General features: G+C 63.2%; 15 protein-coding genes. 9 read left to right on the top strand and 6 right to left on the bottom strand.

Going from position 1 to position 14,087, the window contains the following annotated elements; translation table 11 throughout:
• The first annotated feature begins 21 nt into the window (after positions 1-21).
• Complete coding sequence (locus ACVWW3_RS18210) at positions 22-996, top strand: quinone oxidoreductase family protein (protein WP_247348316.1); 975 nt, start codon at positions 22-24, stop codon at positions 994-996.
• A gap of 138 nt (positions 997-1,134) precedes the next feature.
• Here ACVWW3_RS18210 and ACVWW3_RS18205 read toward each other — a convergent pair whose 3' ends face one another.
• A complete protein-coding gene (locus ACVWW3_RS18205; RefSeq protein ID WP_456649129.1) occupies positions 1,135-1,410 on the bottom strand; it encodes a hypothetical protein in 276 nt (91 codons plus the stop codon).
• A 98-nt stretch (positions 1,411-1,508) separates the two neighbouring features.
• A complete protein-coding gene (locus ACVWW3_RS18200) occupies positions 1,509-2,117 on the bottom strand; it encodes a S24 family peptidase (protein ID WP_247348314.1) in 609 nt (202 codons plus the stop codon).
• 166 nt (positions 2,118-2,283) lie between these two features.
• Here ACVWW3_RS18200 and ACVWW3_RS18195 point away from each other — a divergent pair, with 166 nt between their 5' ends.
• Positions 2,284-2,811, top strand: coding sequence for a GcrA family cell cycle regulator (locus ACVWW3_RS18195; protein ID WP_456649130.1), 528 nt, complete (start codon positions 2,284-2,286; stop codon positions 2,809-2,811).
• Positions 2,812-2,858: 47 nt separating this feature from the next.
• A complete protein-coding gene (locus ACVWW3_RS18190) occupies positions 2,859-3,434 on the top strand; it encodes a hypothetical protein (protein ID WP_247348312.1) in 576 nt (191 codons plus the stop codon).
• 46 nt (positions 3,435-3,480) lie between these two features.
• On the opposite strand, the gene ACVWW3_RS18185 is transcribed toward ACVWW3_RS18190, so the two are convergent.
• Complete coding sequence (locus ACVWW3_RS18185; protein ID WP_456649131.1) at positions 3,481-3,837, bottom strand: hypothetical protein; 357 nt, start codon at positions 3,835-3,837, stop codon at positions 3,481-3,483.
• Between the two features lie 187 nt (positions 3,838-4,024).
• Between ACVWW3_RS18185 and ACVWW3_RS18180 the strand changes: the two genes are divergently transcribed.
• The 3 genes from ACVWW3_RS18180 (at position 4,025) to ACVWW3_RS18170 (ending at position 5,281) form a co-directional block, all read left to right on the top strand.
• Positions 4,025-4,321 carry a hypothetical protein gene (locus ACVWW3_RS18180; protein ID WP_456649132.1) on the top strand — a complete coding sequence of 99 codons (297 nt, stop codon included), beginning with the start codon at positions 4,025-4,027 and terminating at the stop codon, positions 4,319-4,321.
• Positions 4,322-4,612: 291 nt separating this feature from the next.
• Complete coding sequence (locus tag ACVWW3_RS18175) at positions 4,613-4,798, top strand: hypothetical protein (RefSeq protein WP_247348309.1); 186 nt, start codon at positions 4,613-4,615, stop codon at positions 4,796-4,798.
• A 141-nt stretch (positions 4,799-4,939) separates the two neighbouring features.
• Positions 4,940-5,281, top strand: coding sequence for a phasin (locus ACVWW3_RS18170; RefSeq protein ID WP_247348308.1), 342 nt, complete (start codon positions 4,940-4,942; stop codon positions 5,279-5,281).
• 342 nt (positions 5,282-5,623) lie between these two features.
• Here the strand turns inward: ACVWW3_RS18170 and ACVWW3_RS18165 are convergent, their stop codons facing one another.
• Both ACVWW3_RS18165 and ACVWW3_RS18160 read right to left on the bottom strand, forming a co-directional pair.
• Positions 5,624-6,454, bottom strand: a complete 831-nt coding sequence (locus tag ACVWW3_RS18165) for an alpha/beta hydrolase (protein WP_354106297.1) — start codon at positions 6,452-6,454, stop codon at positions 5,624-5,626.
• A gap of 152 nt (positions 6,455-6,606) precedes the next feature.
• Entirely contained in the window at positions 6,607-8,403 is a 1,797-nt protein-coding gene (locus ACVWW3_RS18160; protein WP_456649133.1) for a ShlB/FhaC/HecB family hemolysin secretion/activation protein, read from the bottom strand.
• A gap of 129 nt (positions 8,404-8,532) precedes the next feature.
• Between ACVWW3_RS18160 and ACVWW3_RS18155 the strand changes: the two genes are divergently transcribed.
• Positions 8,533-9,702, top strand: a complete 1,170-nt coding sequence (locus ACVWW3_RS18155; protein WP_456649134.1) for a FecR family protein — start codon at positions 8,533-8,535, stop codon at positions 9,700-9,702.
• 57 nt (positions 9,703-9,759) lie between these two features.
• The gene (locus ACVWW3_RS18150; RefSeq protein ID WP_456649135.1) at positions 9,760-12,501 is read left to right on the top strand and encodes an EAL domain-containing protein; all 2,742 of its coding nucleotides are present in this window, start codon (positions 9,760-9,762) and stop codon (positions 12,499-12,501) included.
• 12 nt (positions 12,502-12,513) lie between these two features.
• Here the strand turns inward: ACVWW3_RS18150 and ACVWW3_RS18145 are convergent, their stop codons facing one another.
• The gene (locus ACVWW3_RS18145) at positions 12,514-12,798 is read right to left on the bottom strand and encodes a hypothetical protein (protein ID WP_456649136.1); all 285 of its coding nucleotides are present in this window, start codon (positions 12,796-12,798) and stop codon (positions 12,514-12,516) included.
• A 243-nt stretch (positions 12,799-13,041) separates the two neighbouring features.
• On the opposite strand from ACVWW3_RS18145, the gene rocF reads away from it, so the two are divergent.
• A complete protein-coding gene (gene rocF, locus ACVWW3_RS18140; RefSeq protein ID WP_247350647.1) occupies positions 13,042-14,019 on the top strand; it encodes an arginase in 978 nt (325 codons plus the stop codon).
• Positions 14,020-14,087 lie beyond the last annotated feature (68 nt).

Raw genomic sequence — 14,087 nt, 5'->3', positions numbered from 1 at the left:
AACGATAAGGGAGCAACGCCCATGACGCATGCCATTCGCTTTCACCAGACTGGTGGTCCGGAAGTCCTGGTCTGGGAGGAGGTCAGCGTCGGCAAGCCCGGACCTGGCGAAGCACGCATCCGCCACACTGCGGTCGGTCTCAATTTTGTCGACATCTACAACCGCTCCGGTGTGTACCCCGTGCAATTGCCGAGCGGTCTTGGCAGCGAGGGGGCCGGTGTCGTCGAGGAAGTGGGCTCGGGTGTCACCGATCTGAAGCCGGGCGATCGCGTCGCCTATGGCGCCTCGCCGCTCGGGGCTTATTCGGAGGCGCGGCTGATTCCCGCCGACCGGCTGCTGAAGCTGCCCGACGGCGTCGACGACAAGACCGCCGCGGCGATGATGCTGAAGGGGCTCACCACGCAATATCTGATCCGGCAGACCTATCGCGTGAAGGCCGGCGACACCATCCTGCTCCATGCGGCTGCCGGCGGCGTCGGCCTGATCCTGAGCCAGTGGGCCAAGCATCTCGGCGCGACTGTGATCGGCACCGTCAGCAACGACGAGAAGGCCAAGCTCGCCAAGGCGCATGGCTGCGATCATGTCATCATCTACACGCGCGAGGATTTCGTGAAGCGCGTGGATGAGATCACTGGCGGCAAGAAGGTGCCGGTGGTTTACGACTCCGTCGGCAAGGATACGTTCCTGAAGTCACTCGACTGCCTCGCGCCGCTCGGCGTCGCCGCGCTATTCGGTGCATCCTCCGGCGCTGTCGAGCCGCTCAATCTCGGTTTGCTCGCACAGAAGGGCTCGCTTTACGTCACCCGGCCGACGTTGTTCACCTACGCCGCCAAGCGTGAAAGCCTGGTCGCGATGGCAGGCGAGCTGTTCGACGTCGTCAAGTCCGGCGCGGTCAAGATCGAGGTGCGCCAGACCTATCCACTGAAGGACGCCGCCAAAGCGCATGCCGATCTCGCCGCGCGCAAGACCACGGGCTCGACCGTCCTGACGGTGTAGTCTCCGACCGGGCTGTGACGCAGACTGGCAGAGCGTTTTCGAGCGAAGTGGATTCCGGTTCGCGCAAAGAAAACGCGTCAAAATAAGAATCTAGGGCCGGTCCGCTTCGATCGGAACGGAAACGGCCCTAGGCCTGCGTCACGTCCGCTCGTGCTTGCGCAGATCGCGGGCGTGATCGAGCCGGATCGCCTGGAGGTCGATATCTTCGGCAGCGATCCGGGGCAGGACAGCCTCGGCGAGGATCGCCTCGGTCACGTCCTCGACCGAACTCTCCACGATCTCGTGGATGAACGAGATGTTCCGATATTCGCCTGACGCGACGCGGGAAATGACCTCGCGCCTGGTGATTTCAGGATCGACCACCGCCTCGCGGCCGCGCCGCCCATAGTCGATCATCACGACGAAATACTGCATGAAACGATCCTGCCGTGCCCGACGGCCGGGGCACGGCAGAGTATTTCCGAAAAACGGAATCAAGTCAAGTCAGATTTCGAAAAATCGGAAGTCGGCGCCTACCTGCTCTTCTTGCGAGGGCGCGCCGACTTGGCGCGCAACCGCTCGAGCTGGCCCTTGGGCATGGACAGGCAGATCTCGCCGACCCACTCCAGTTTCACGCCGACGATCTGCTTGGCATTGAAGCTGCTGAGATTGACGACGGAGGGGGATTTGCCCCGCTCGATGGTCTTCAGATAGCGCTCGCCGGACTTGAGCCGGACCACGGCCTCTTCGCCGTAGAAGCTCGACAGCGGATGGCGCTGGTCCTTGTAGACCACGATCACGTCGCCGCTCTCGTATTTGGGCAGCATCGAATCGCCCACGATCTCGAACGCGATGGTCTCCTCCATGATCGGGAAGGGCAGCGCGATGTCGCCGAGTCCCTCCGGGGGAACCTGCTCATAATCCGGCTCGATCACGGCACCAGCGCCGACGCGGCCCATGATCGGCGCGAGATTGAGCTCGAGATACTCCATGATCGGAACGATTTCCGAGGCCTTCACCAGGCGTTCGCCGCCGAGGATCTCCGAGACCGCGCCGGGCCGAACGCCCATGGCTGCCGCCAGGCCGCCCTTGCTCTTGCCTGTCTTTTCCAGGCCCCGCTCGATCATTGCAGCGTCCAACATGGTGATTCCCTCGATTGTCCATCGTCCCGCCTCTTGTAATCCGAAATTCGGAATTGATGCAATTATGAATATCAGAATTATTGCTTGACACTTACTTCGGAATAACGGAATGTACGCTCCGCCTCGCGATCGTGCGATCGGAGGAGGCGCATCACAGGACAGCAGCATGGAACCGGGCCATTGGCCGTCGGAGCACTCCGACGCGCTTCGCGAATATTTTCTCAAGGGAATGTCTTATGCGGAGATCGGAAGGGAGATTAACGCAAGGTTTGGAACGGCTTACACGCGCAATGCGGTGGTCGGCCGCGCCAAGCGGCTCGGGCTGGTCGTGAAGGTACCGATGAGGAGTCCGTCGATCGTGCCGGTTTTGCCGTCCGGAGCCTGTCTTATCCTCCCGCACCGTCCCACGTTACTGAACCTGCCGCCGAAATCCGCGATGAAGCCCGCCGCCCCGGTCAAGCTGCGCTGCGTCGGCGTCCAGCCGCGTCTGGTCCCGTTGGCCGAACTCGATCGCGACGACTGTCGCTATCCCTACGGCGGCGACAGAGACGGGGAGGAGATTACCTTCTGCGGCCATTCGCGCCAGCCGGGCTCGAGCTATTGCGCGCCGCACGCGCGCCTGACCCGCCGCTCTGGAGCCGGGGCCGGCCGCGCCGCCGGTCCGGTCGTGCTGAGGCTGGTCTCCGCAGCCTGACCTGGCGACCGCCCGTTCAATCCTCAATTTCGCAAAGGAGTATCCGAGTGGCACGTGTCCGACGCAACAGGTCCTACAAATTGGCGAAGATCTACGACCGGCGCTCGCGCGAGGTACCGTTCAATGCGGAGGTGGCGGACGTCGAGGTCGATAATCCGCTGGCGCTCGACCCCGGAGAGAAGATCATGGCCGTGCGGTCGATCCGCAGCGATCCGCTCGGCAGGCTGCACGCGCACCATCAGATTGACGAGGCGCAATTTCGCGGCGGGCGTGCCTTCCAGAACGATTGGGAGAGGGCCGAGCGAGGTCTTCAGGCGATGGACCCGACCCGCGAATATGTCGATGGCGCGCGCACGCGCGAGCCCGTCACCGAGAGCCAGCGTCAGGCGGTGCTGCGTCTGAACGGGGTCGAGCGCGAACTCGGCACCGACGGCGCCGCGCTGGTGCACGATGTGTTGGTACTGGGCCTGACCATGGACGAGATCGGCCAGCGTCGCGCCGTCCGTACCCAGCGCTGGAACGACTATTTTTCGCGGCGCTTTCGGGAATGCCTGGACCGGCTGGCGCTGATCTATGGCTTTGCGACGGAAACGGGGAGACAGCGTGCAGGGCAGCGCGGATGACAACGGCACGCCTGCGGCCTCGGCCGCCGGCGTGCCAGTCTGCTGCTTAGGGATGCGGCAGGATCTGGTAGGGCGTGGTATAGGGCTCGACGCGGAGCGAGGCGTTGGCCAAAAGCCCGATCTTGGCGGTCGGCGCCTGCTGCAATTCTCCGCTCGGACCGCGATGCACATTATATTGCCAGACGGTGAGATCGCCCTTCTGCGCAAGAGCATGCGCAATCGCGCTGGCATCATTGCCGCCGAGCGCTTGAAGCTCCTCCGTCGACAATCCGACGACGATTTCGTCCTTGATGGTGACGACCTTGAACAGGTTCATCCTGGTCTCCTGCGCCCAAGCGCCTTGTATCGAGAGGGTGAGAAGCGCGACCGCGGCGCCTTTGATGAGATCGCAGCGAGAAAGCATGTCGTCGTCCTTAGGTGCTGGGGCGCGCTCGAATCGATCAGTCCGTCGGCTATGGCGCCCGTGATCTGCGTGACTGTTTCGCATCCGCTTTGTCGTTCGCTCCTCAAGAACGGTTCATGGCCAGCAACCAAATGCGGCCCGAATGAAGAGCCGCGTCCGAGTCTGACAGCTCGAGGCGGCGGATAAGATGAAATTCTCCGGCGCAGTTTGCCTTCTCATGTCGCTTGGGGCAGCAGACATCGCTGTGGCTGCCGATCCGTTCTACATCGGCAACTGGACATTGACGGCCGCCGCCGTCGCGCCATGGGCCGATCCGCAACGCAAGCCTGACAGCACCGGGCAGGCGCGGCTGATGGGAAAAGAGGCTGCCTTCAAGGCGCGAGATATCAGGACCTCGTCCCTTTGCCTGCGCAAAGCCGCAGTACAAGGTCAGCGATCGAGACAGTATGCCGAATTGATGCCGCTTCTTGACGCAGGTGGGTGACGGGGGGCCATATTCCTGTTATCCGGAATTGCTGTAGTGCGATGCAGACGAAGCATTGCTACACCAACTGTTGGGCTTGCCGGAGGAGTTGTTCCTTGGCATAAGTGCAACCTGCTCGGTTGAGCCCGAACGTTCGGACATGTAGCTCAGCGTGCTAACACGCGAGGGTCCGCTCCGGCCGAAAGCTCGCCGTTGCCATGGTATCCGGTTATGCGTTCGGTTATGGCGTTCGGTTCTCAGTTGGGACCTCGATGTCGGATCACGAAAGACGATGCTTGTTATAGGTGCGAGATGAAAAACCTCAATTTCGCCGCTGAACTGCACCTCAAGCTCGGCGCGCCTGCAGGCGGCACCGTCGAAAGCCTGCGTCTGCTCCGCGCGTTTCTGAAGCTGGCGCCCCGGCAGCGTTTCGAGGTCATCAAGCTCGTCGAAGACCTCGCCACCGAAGAAACTGTTTCCGAACACCCCCTGTCCTAAGCCGGGCTGCGCGCCGGCCTTCCGCGTTGCCCTTCGTTTTCCTGCCAGAACCGGCCGCCGGGCGAGGTTTGCCCCGGGCTGGACGCTGGAAGGCGATCCGGCAAGTGTGGTATTCAGTTTGAAAAAGGGAGGAGTGCGACCATGATCGAACCGAAGATCGAAGTTCCGGCCGAACTGCGCGACCTGGCGGAGAAGACGATTGACCAGGCGGAAAAGGCATTCGGCATGTTTTTCGAAGCCGCCACCAAATCGATGACGACCGTTCCGGGCGCGGGGGCGGAGGTGTCGAAGCAGGCGCTCGCTTTCACCGAGCAGAACATGAAGTCGGCGTTCGAGCATGCTCGCAAGCTCGTTCATGCCACCGACCTTCAGGAGGCGATGCGAATCCAATCCGATTTCCTGCGCAGCCAGTTCACCAGCGCCGGAGATCACATGCGCCAGATGACCGGCAGTCTCATGCAACCGGGAAAGGACAAGTCCTGATCTCGGTGTGTGACTCCATCATCCTCTGCTGATCCCTGCCGGTCCTCCGGCAGGGATTTGCATTTTAGGGCACGCGTTAGTTTGCGACGCCGTGCTCATCCGCAACACGAACCCGGAAATTGCGAGAGGCCGATGCGGGCAATGATCGACCGCAGCAGCCTGCGGGCCGAACGATAGAGATGCCGCGCGAATCTCGGCGTCCTTGCCACGGGCAGGCCAAAGCTTGTCGTATCGAGATTTTCAAGGCTTTGATGGAGTGCGACGCGTGCCTCTCCGAGATGGCGAGGCCCTTTCTATCGTGCCCGGCTCGGGGCAGCCTTGACCTGCCGCAAAGGTGCCAGGCTAATAGTCGCCGGGGTTCATGATCATCGGACTTTTCGTATCGGCTGGCGCGAGCGCACTGCTGGCGCTGTCGCGCAGGAAGCGGTCGAGCGTCGCCTGGATTTTCTCCTTGACCGCATCGGGACCGCGGTCGCTCATCTCGGTATGCTGTGCGCCGGTGTGGATAATGTCGATGCCGAGCGCCTTGGCCTCTTCCGGCGTCGGCAGCACGCCCGGGTCGGTCTGGAAATGCGGATCCTTCGAGCGGAACGACAGGATCTTCATGTTGTCGCTGAGCACGAAAGGCACCCGCAGATTGTCCAGCGTGATCACTTTCGACACCAACTCCGGGTGCTGATGAGCGACATACATCGAAACGTCGCCACCGTTCGAATGTCCGACGAGGGTGATGTGGTCGAAGTCGACGTTCTCCTGCCGCCTCTTCAACTCAGCCAAGGTGAAGAGGATGTTGGTCTCGCAGCGGATATAGACCTCGCGCCGGCCGACATATTCCTGGCCGACCCGGGTCATCAGCGGCGGATCGCTCGGTAGGTCCTGCTGGATGCTGGCGACAAGATAACCGCGTGCGGCGAGCACGTTGGCGAGAAAGGAATACTCGGTGGCCTTGACGGTGTTGCCGTTGCTGATGATGGCGAGCGGCAGCTTCCAGAGACCGAGATTGGCCTTGGTCTCGTAATCGCGCCGCACCGCGATTTCAACCGCGATCGGCCGCTGGCGGGCGGCGTCGAACAGGGCCAAAACCTCGTGGCGGATCGCGAACCGGCTGACGACGAAGTACTGGCCGACGCCGAGGACACAGAGAAACGCCAGAACTGCAAACACCCTTTTCATGGTTCCGTCTCAAATCACTTTTCACTGAAGATGGCCATCGTGAACTGCCGGATCGAGCGATCGTGAGCAGGTTACGGTATTAAATTTAGGACAGTCTGTGAGGAACGCCGCAAAAGGGCCGCATCAAGGCAGCGGCAACAAGGGTCGCGCGGCTAGAGGTAGCCGTCCCTGCTGCGTTCGGGGCAGAGCCGGAACGCGCTCGACAGGGTGAACAGGAAGCGCGCGCTGCGGCGCTCGTTGTCTGGCGCCCGGTAGCTCAAGGGGACCGCCACGCCGAGATCGGCCTGGAAATCGTCCGGCAGGAAGAACCGCACGCCAGCTCCGGCCGAGGTCAACGACAGGCCGTCGCTCAGGCGGTAACCGTCGTTCCAGACTGCGCCAGCATCGCCAAAAGCATAGAGCTGATAACCGGTCCAGTAGCGGAAATTGAGCTTCTGGTCGAAGCGCAGTTCGAGTGAACCGGCAAGACCGTTGTCGCCGCTGATCTCGGCTGCGCCATAGCCGCGGCCGAAGGCAGCGCCGCCGAGATAGAATTGCTGCGAGGTGAACAGCGGCCGCGACGCTGTCTGGTTCGCAGCGGAGAGCTTGAGCGACCAGGCGTCGTTGAGCGTCTGGTAGCGCGTGAACCAGAGGTTCAGGACCGAGAAGTTCGATGTCGCGCCATCGCGCGACAACAGATCGTCGTCGAAATGCGAGGCACCGAAGATGTCGAGGCCCTGGCGATAGGTCAGCGTCGCGAAACTGGTGCCGCCGAAATGATCCTGGAGCCGGTAATCGGCGGTCAGGCTCGCGGTCCTGATGTGGTCGTTGTACCAGGGCCCGTAAAGGTCATGCTCGGATACGTTGCTGAATGTCCCGGCCACGGTAAGCGTCAGCCCCGACGATTGCGACATGAAGGGCACAGTGCTTGCCCGCACCTCGAAAGCTTCGGTCGTGGTGATGTCGCTGTCGAGGCGGCGGGCATCGCCCGGCCGCACCGCGCTGTACAGGACGGAGGCGCCGAGACGCACACCGTCGACGCCGACGGGCGCGTCATAGGACAGCCGTGCGAAACCGAGCTCACGGGGATCGTTGGCAATGGTCGACAGGTTGACCGCCAGCGTGTCGCCGGGCGTGAGGTAGGAGTTGAACGCGCCGGTCGCGTAGGTCTGCCACGGGCCCACTGACGACGAGCCGAGATTGTCCAGACCGAGCGACGAGAAGACGTGCCAGGTCTTCAAATAGACGGTGAGGCGGAAGCGGCCGGTCGAACCGCCGATCTCCTCCAGCGCGGTATCGGTGATGCGGACGCCCGGCCTGCCGTTGACGAGGAAGAGTTGGCGTTCGAGCGTTGCCAGGCGCGAGGGCTGCTCGGCCAGGATTGGCCCGAGCATCGGCCTCACGCCGAACTGCTCGGCGCCATCGCCTTTCAGCTCGGCCTGCACGATGGCGCCTTCGACCACCTGGATCCGGACGCGTCCGTCGGCAATGTCCTGCGGCGGCACGATCGCCCGGCTCAGGTGAAATCCATCGGCGCGGTAGAGATCGCTGATCGCGCCGGCGATCGCGGCGAGATCCGCCTGCGAAACCTTCTTGCCGACATAGGGCTGGTAGACCGCGGCGATGCGATCGGGGGAAACGGCCTGGGCTCCGCTGACGTTCACGCCGCGCAGCACGAACTGAGGCTTGGTAGCGCCGCCCGTGCTGGGCTGGCCGACTGTTGGTAGCCTGACCGGAGGACGGCTCAGCGATTCCCGCTCGGTTTGGTTTTCAAAGTATTTCTCAGGTTGGCGCGGATCGAAACCCGGCTGGCTCGCCTGTTGTGCGAAAGCCTGAGCAACTCCCGCAAAAGTCGGTACCAACAACACCAGCGCGGTAAGGAGATGCTGCTTCTCAACGCGCGCAACAAGCCTGTTCCCGTAGTTTGACGGAGAAGTGCCCCTAAGGCGGTAAAAGGTCGTTAGCCACATGATTTTTCATAGTTTTTTATGGTCAATGAATCGTTAACGCGACCGCTCCGCTCGCCGCTTCCCGCTAATTCTATCTTGAGTGATTTCGGATACCCCCAGGACTGGCTGTAACGCGGACTGAGGATCGTCATGCTGGTCAAAATTGGAATGCGGTGCGCCTTGGTGGCTGCGCTGATCCTGGGAACGGCCTCCGGCGCCTCCGCCGCGGACGATGGCGTCTGGTCGGTCGGCAAGACCACCGGCGACGTCTGGGTCGCCACTAACGGCGCTCAGCAGGTTTCGTTGAACCAGCAGGAGGCGCTCAAGCCCGGCGACACCATTCGCACCGGACGTAACGGGCGCGTGCTGCTCGTCCGCGGCGAGGAAACGATACTGATCTCTCCCAACTCGGTGGTCGGCTTGCCGGCCGAGAAGAAGGAGGGCCTCTCGACCACCATCATCCAGCAGGCAGGTTCGATCCTGCTCGAGGTCGAGAAGCGCAACGTCAAGCATTTCGAGGTCGAGACGCCCTATCTCGCCGCCGTGGTCAAGGGAACGCAGTTCAGCGTCACCGTGAATGCGGGCAGCACCAAGGTCGGCGTGCTTCGCGGCCAGGTCGAGGTCTCCGACTTCAAGACAGGACAGATCGCTCAGGTCATGCCGGGACAAGCGGCTACCGCCTTCGAGCACGGCAAGCCCGGTATCAGCCTGAGCGGTGCCGGCACCTTCAATCCGATCGAGCACGGCAAGCCGCGCGCCTCGACGATCGAGCGCGTCCCCGTGCCGAAATCGGGCCTGTCGGCCCTGCGCAGCGCAGCGAATGGCCGTGCGATTCATGCGCTCGGTCCGGTCGACAAGGGCACCAAGGCGGCCGGCGCAGCTAAGCAATCGCATCAGGCGGCCGGAGTTCACGCGCCCAAGGCCGGGGTCGTGCGCATCTCGAGCTCGCTCGGCGAGGTCAAGCTGAACGTCCACAAGGTCACGCACGGACTCGCCCACGGCGCTGTTGCTCCCGGGCAGGTGCGCAACGCGAACGCCAGCGCCAGCGCCGGTACCGAGACGGTCTGGAGTGATACGAAGGCGAGCACGACGACCGCAGCCGCCAATAGTTCCAACGCAACGGCAGTCAGCGTGAGCAGCAGTTCATCCTCAGCCAGTGCCACATCGGCGTCGGCAAGCGCGACGACTGTTGCGACCACCGCTGGGCCGCCGGATGGAAGTCCAGGAAACGGAAGCAACGGCAACGGCAACAACGGCGCCACCGGTAACGGCAATGGCAGCAATGGTCACGGCAATGCCTACGGCCATAACAAGCACTGAGGCAATTTCCTAGGGGATGGGGGCGCATCCGCCGAAGCGGGTGTGTAGGAGGATCGGGTGAAACGCTATCGGCCGCATATTCTTGTCGTGACCGCACTCGCGGTGGTGCTGTCCACGGGGTGGCACGGTGCGCTTCGCAACGCGCTGACCGACCTGCGGTTCGCATGGCAATCGCGTGCTGCCAGCGGCAACGTCGTCGTGGTCGCCATCGACGCGCCCTCGATCGACCAGATCGGGGTATGGCCTTGGCCGCGTCGGCTGCACGCGGAACTGTTGCACAGGCTCGAGGCGGCGGGGGCGCAGGACGTCGCCTTCGACATCGATTTCAGCACGCCATCTGATCCGGCCTCTGACGAGGCGTTGGTCACTGCGCTTCGTGAAGTCGGCGGCTCGACGATCCTGCCGTCCTTCAAGCAGCCGACGCCGAATGGCGGCGGGGCTCACATCAATCGGCCTCTGAAGCCGTTCAGCAACCAGTCGTGGCCCGCCGTCGTCAATGTCGCGGTCGAATCCGACGGGCTCGTGCGCCGTTATCCGTTCGGCGAGAAGCTCGGCGATGCCTTGATGCCGTCGATGGCCGTCGTGTTGGCCGGGCAGGACGCCAATCGGCGGCCGCCTTTCCTGATCGATTTCGGTATTCGAAGCGCTTCCATTCCGACTGTCTCCTATGTCGACGTGCTCCGCGGCGATACCGCCACTCTCGACAAGCTGAGAGATAAAAAAATCATCGTTGGTGCGACGGCGCTCGAACTCGGCGATCGGTTCAGCGTTCCTAACGGGCGCATCGTTTCGGGACCCGTCCTCCAGGCGCTGGCAGCAGAATCGATCCTCCAGAACCGGATGCTGCGCTGGACCTCCGATATCGGCATGATCCTGGGCCTCAGTGCGATCTGCCTGCTAATGATGTATTCGTGGCGCCGCTTCGCACCGGGAGTTCGCGTCGCAATCTTGATCTCAGCCGGAGCGGCCTTCGAGCTGGTCGCTATCCTCGTGCAGGCAAGATGGCCCTTCATCATCGACACATCGCTGTGCCACATCGCGATTGTCGCTTATCTGGCGGCGATCGCACTGGACGAAATCGACTTCCGTAGTCTCCTGGGACGCATCGCCGAAAGCCGCTTTCATCGGATCGCGATGTCGCTCGGCGATGGCCTCGTCTGCACCGACGAAGATCAACTGATCACGGTGTGGAATCCCGGCGCCAGTGCGATCTTCGGCTATATGCCCGCCGAGATCATCGGCCGCCCGTTTGAAACGTTGTGCGCCGTGCCGGTGGACGATGACGCGAGGCCGTCCATGCGCAACGCCGCACGCCAGGCGCTCCTCGTGCCCGGCGGGGCGGTCGTCGTCGAGTTCGAAGGGCGGCGCAAGAACGGTGACACTTTCCCGGTCGAGGCGAGCTTCTCGGGCTGGCAGGGAACGGACGGTTTCCAGTACGGAGCCATCCTGCGCGACATCTCGGTCCGCAAGCGCGAGGCCGACCGCGTCAGATATCTCGCCGAATACGACGCGCTGACCGGTCTTGCCAACCGCAACACGCTGCATGCCGGACTGGTCGACTTGATCGCGGACGCGGGGCAGCGCTCTTGCGAGGTCGCGTTGCTCGTGATCGGGCTCGACGGTTTCCAGAGCATCAATGACATGCTGGGTCATTCCGCCGGAGATCTCGTGCTGCAGGCGGTCGCTATTCGCCTGAAGGGCCAGGCGGGGGATGGCGCTATCGTTGCCCGGCTTAGCGGAGACGAATTCGCCATTGTGCGTGAAGGCTCTGATGGCGGCGAGCCGATCGCAGAGTTCGCCGAGCGAATCGCGCTCGCCTTCGAAGCACCGCTTGCGACTGGCACACGGCAGCATCGCGTCAGGATCAGCATCGGCGTCGCCGTCTATCCGGAAGGCGGGCACAACGCGGACGATCTCCTGAGCAATGGCCATCTCGCGCTGAGCAAGGCAAAGCTGACGCGGCGGGGCGGCCATGTGATCTTCGAGAGCGCGATCAGGCAGGAGCTGGAGAACCGGCTGACGCTGGAGAGTGAATTGGCGCTTGCCGCGGATCGCGGCGAGTTCGAGCTGTTCTACCAGCCTCAGGTTCGCCTGATCGACGCCAGCCTGATCGGGGCCGAAGCGCTGATCCGTTGGCGGCATCCCGTGCGCGGCTACGTTTCGCCCGGGGAGTTCATGCCGGTGGTCAACACCTCGGAGTTATCCGAGCGGATCGCGAATTGGGTAATGGAGACCGCCTGCCGGCAGGCGCGCGTCTGGGAGCTGTCCGGCAATAGCGTGCGCGTCGCGATCAACCTGTCGCCCTCGCAGCTTCACTCCGGCGATCTCGCGCATTCGGTCGCGGCGCTTCTGGACGCAACGGGGCTCACGCCGTCGCTGCTCGAGATCGAGGTCACAGAGGACATCCTGCTCCACGACGAAAGCCGCGTGCTCGACATGTTCAAGCGCATCCAGCAGCTCGGCGTCCGCGTCCTGTTCGACGATTTCGGCACTGGCTATGCGAGCCTGAGCTATCTGAAGAAATTTCCGCTCGACGGGCTCAAGATCGACCGATCGTTCGTGCTCGATCTGCTCGCGGATTCCGATGATGCCGCGATCGTCGGGTCGACCATCGGCCTCAGCAAGCAGCTCGGACTCACGGTCGTGGCTGAAGGCATTGAGAATCGCGCTACGGCCGATTTTCTGGTGAGCATGGGATGCGAGGAAGGGCAGGGCTATTTCTTCGGCCGCCCGATGCAGGCGGAAGCATTCGAGCGGCAATTCCTCGCGGTCGAGTGCGCTGCCGTCAACGCCGCTTGAACGGGCCCCGCTCTAGCGCCGACGCGCCACCGCGACCCCGAACAGGAAAGCAACGAACAGGCTCGCAAGCGGCGCTTCGCGCGTGATTGCCGCGACGGTCGCGAGGGGCCGTCCGGGCTTTCGCGCTTCATCGATTGCGAAGGTCATGCGGTCGACAGCTGCATGCAAGCCGCCTGCGACCTCACCGACGGTGCGGGATACGTCCGTCGCGGCATCGATGGCGCGCTCGGCCATGCCGGGATGGGAAGTGGACTGCGGAATCTCCGTGCTCAAGCGCGCGACCTCCAGGCTGATCATGTGACGGAGGCCGGCACCTTTGGCTATCCGCGCGAGCGCTCGTTCTGAACAGCGGGTCCGAGGGCCTTTGGCTATCCGCGACAGGCGCCGTGGTTTTTACGGCGGGTACCGGCCTTGGATGAGCAATTCGGCGCGCGGGGTTTTGTTCCGAGTCGATACGCCGCTACGCGGACCTTCCCCGTGAAGCGACGGGCGCGAATCTCTGTTAGGCTGGCGCAATCTTGCTGATCTCAGGAGACGGCTGTGACCGATCGGACCCCGACGGATCGAGCCCGGCGCATCGCCTTGCTGGGCGCTCCCATCGACATGGGGGCTTCGCAGCGCGGCACCCTGATGGGTCCTGCGGCGCTCCGCACCGCCGGCCTTGCGACACTGCTCGAAAGCCTGGATTTCGAGGTCACTGATTACGGCGATCTCTCGGTGGCCGAGGTCCGGGACCTCGCGGACAGGCCTCCCGACAAAGCCAATCACTACCGCGAAATCCAGCGCTGGACGCGCGTGCTGAGCCGCAAAGGCTACGAGATCGCGAACACCGGTGCGCTGCCGATTTTCCTGGGAGGCGATCACACGTTGTCGATGGGATCGGTGAACGCCATGGCCCGTCACTGGCAGGAGCGCGGACGCGAGCTGTTCGTGCTCTGGCTCGATGCCCACGCCGACTACAACACGCCGGAGACGACGATTACCGCCAACATGCACGGCATGTCGGCAGCGTTCCTGTGCGGCGAACCCGGCCTCGACGGATTGCTCGGCGATGATCCGCGCGCCTCGATCGATCCCGACAGGCTCGACCTGTTCGGCGCGCGCTCAATCGACAAGCTCGAAAAGGAGTTGATGCGCGCGCGCCGGATCAGGGTTGTCGACATGCGACAGATCGACGAGTTCGGCGTCGCCGTGCTGATCCGCCGCGTCATCGAGCGCGTCAGGGCCGGCAACGGCGTGCTGCATGTCAGCTTCGACGTCGATTTTCTCGACCCCTGCGTCGCGCCGGGTGTCGGCACGACGGTGCCGGGCGGAGCGACCTATCGCGAGGCGCATCTGATCATGGAGCTTCTGCACGATTCCGGCGTGGTTGGATCAGTCGACATCGTCGAGCTCAACCCGTTCCTCGACGAACGTGGCCGCACTGCGCGGACCGCGGTTGAACTGATCGGCAGCCTGTTCGGCCAGCAGATCGCCGACCGGCCGACACCAAGCAATGCGATCGCGCCGGGTGAGTGACGCACGAGCCGTTTGTGCGTTGCGAAGAAGGGAACTGCCGTCGCCGCAGCCGGATTTAGATCAGTCGA

The organism is Bradyrhizobium sp. LM2.9 (genome assembly GCF_054056555.1).
Note: the sequence above shows the minus strand (reverse complement) of the source record. Positions and strands in the feature narration are given on the sequence as shown.

Bases quoted from the DNA above. Each gene is read 5' to 3' on its own strand.
- ACVWW3_RS18210 (WP_247348316.1), top strand. From the start codon at position 22: ATGACGCATGCCATTCGCTTTCACCAGACTGGTGGTCCGGAAGTCCTG.
- ACVWW3_RS18205 (WP_456649129.1), bottom strand. From the start codon at position 1,410: ATGCAGTATTTCGTCGTGATGATCGACTATGGGCGGCGCGGCCGCGAG.
- ACVWW3_RS18200 (WP_247348314.1), bottom strand. From the start codon at position 2,117: ATGTTGGACGCTGCAATGATCGAGCGGGGCCTGGAAAAGACAGGCAAG.
- ACVWW3_RS18195 (WP_456649130.1), top strand. From the start codon at position 2,284: ATGGAACCGGGCCATTGGCCGTCGGAGCACTCCGACGCGCTTCGCGAA.
- ACVWW3_RS18185 (WP_456649131.1), bottom strand. From the start codon at position 3,837: ATGCTTTCTCGCTGCGATCTCATCAAAGGCGCCGCGGTCGCGCTTCTC.
- ACVWW3_RS18180 (WP_456649132.1), top strand. From the start codon at position 4,025: ATGAAATTCTCCGGCGCAGTTTGCCTTCTCATGTCGCTTGGGGCAGCA.
- ACVWW3_RS18175 (WP_247348309.1), top strand. From the start codon at position 4,613: ATGAAAAACCTCAATTTCGCCGCTGAACTGCACCTCAAGCTCGGCGCG.
- ACVWW3_RS18170 (WP_247348308.1), top strand. From the start codon at position 4,940: ATGATCGAACCGAAGATCGAAGTTCCGGCCGAACTGCGCGACCTGGCG.
- ACVWW3_RS18165 (WP_354106297.1), bottom strand. From the start codon at position 6,454: ATGAAAAGGGTGTTTGCAGTTCTGGCGTTTCTCTGTGTCCTCGGCGTC.
- ACVWW3_RS18160 (WP_456649133.1), bottom strand. From the start codon at position 8,403: ATGTGGCTAACGACCTTTTACCGCCTTAGGGGCACTTCTCCGTCAAAC.
- ACVWW3_RS18155 (WP_456649134.1), top strand. From the start codon at position 8,533: ATGCTGGTCAAAATTGGAATGCGGTGCGCCTTGGTGGCTGCGCTGATC.
- ACVWW3_RS18145 (WP_456649136.1), bottom strand. From the start codon at position 12,798: ATGATCAGCCTGGAGGTCGCGCGCTTGAGCACGGAGATTCCGCAGTCC.